The sequence below is a fragment of the Herbaspirillum lusitanum P6-12 genome (genome assembly GCF_000256565.1).
Lineage (GTDB): Bacteria > Pseudomonadota > Gammaproteobacteria > Burkholderiales > Burkholderiaceae_D > Herbaspirillum > Herbaspirillum lusitanum.
The window spans coordinates 1-990 of the sequence record NZ_AJHH01000104.1; the positions used below are offsets into that span (position 1 = coordinate 1).

The 990-nt window shown below is 56.6% G+C and carries 2 protein-coding genes; both read left to right on the forward strand.

Annotation, left to right across the window (positions count from 1 at the left end; all coding sequences use genetic code 11):
- A partial coding sequence (locus HLUSI_RS33820; RefSeq protein WP_040503126.1) for a maleylacetoacetate isomerase occupies positions 1-150 on the forward strand: 150 nt, incomplete at its 5' end.
- Positions 151-290: 140 nt separating this feature from the next.
- Positions 291-990 (forward strand): MFS transporter (locus HLUSI_RS0103620; protein ID WP_016832674.1); only part of this gene is annotated, 700 nt, incomplete at its 3' end.

Below are 990 nucleotides of genomic sequence, written 5' to 3' on the forward strand. Positions count from 1 at the left end.
GACTGCTGCCTAGTGCCGCAAATCTACAATGCCAGGCGCTTCAACTGCGACTTGTCGGCGTTCCCTGCCATCACGCGTATCGTCGGGAATTGCGAAGCCCTGGAGGCATTTCAACTGGCCCACCCCGACTGTCAGCCCGATGCAGAATAGCAGCGCGGGAAGCTGCTCCGGATACCCGCCATGACACCGGCCTGACGACTTCCAGCGACGGCGGCACGCCGTTTTCTTTCTAAAAAATGTACCTGCCGTCGGCATTGACCGACCCTCACAGATAAAAATCAGGAGACGCCATGGACGATCATCGAGAGGCCGCAGACCTCGACCACGTCATAGAGCAAGCCCCCATCAGCAAGCTGCAGATATTCGCCATCACGATCTGCGCCCTTGTTGCAATACTCGATGGCTTCGACGCCCAAAGCCTTGGGATGTTGGCGCCGGACATCGGAGACAGTTTGGGGATCGCAAGAGAAAATTTCGGTCCCATTTTCAGTGCGGGATTTTTTGGCATGTTTGCGGGTGCAGTGGTGCTGGCCCCACTGGCGGATCGGCATGGCCGCAAACCGATGCTGTATTGGAGTACGTTGATTTTTGGGATATTTACCATCGCGTCTGCATATTCCAGCGGCTTTTATTCCCTGCTGATCCTGCGCTTTTTGACTGGCGTCGGACTTGGCGGTGCGCTGCCCAATATCCTGGCATATGTGTCCGAATATTTGCCGAAAAAGCACATGCGGACCGTGATCCCGGTATTAATGGCGACCGTTCCGTTGGGAGCGATTCTCGGAGGCGCCCTGACCTCTCTGCTGGTGCCTCAATATGGATGGCAATCAGTGCTGCTGGTCGGGGGAGCCATTCCCGTATTGCTGGCGCTGTTTGCCATACGACGACTTCCAGAATCTGCACGCTATCTCGTTCGTCAGAAAAATCGCCAGGCAGAACTGGAAGGCATCATGTTACGTATTACCGGCCTGGCCGCGCCGGCCGGGGGTG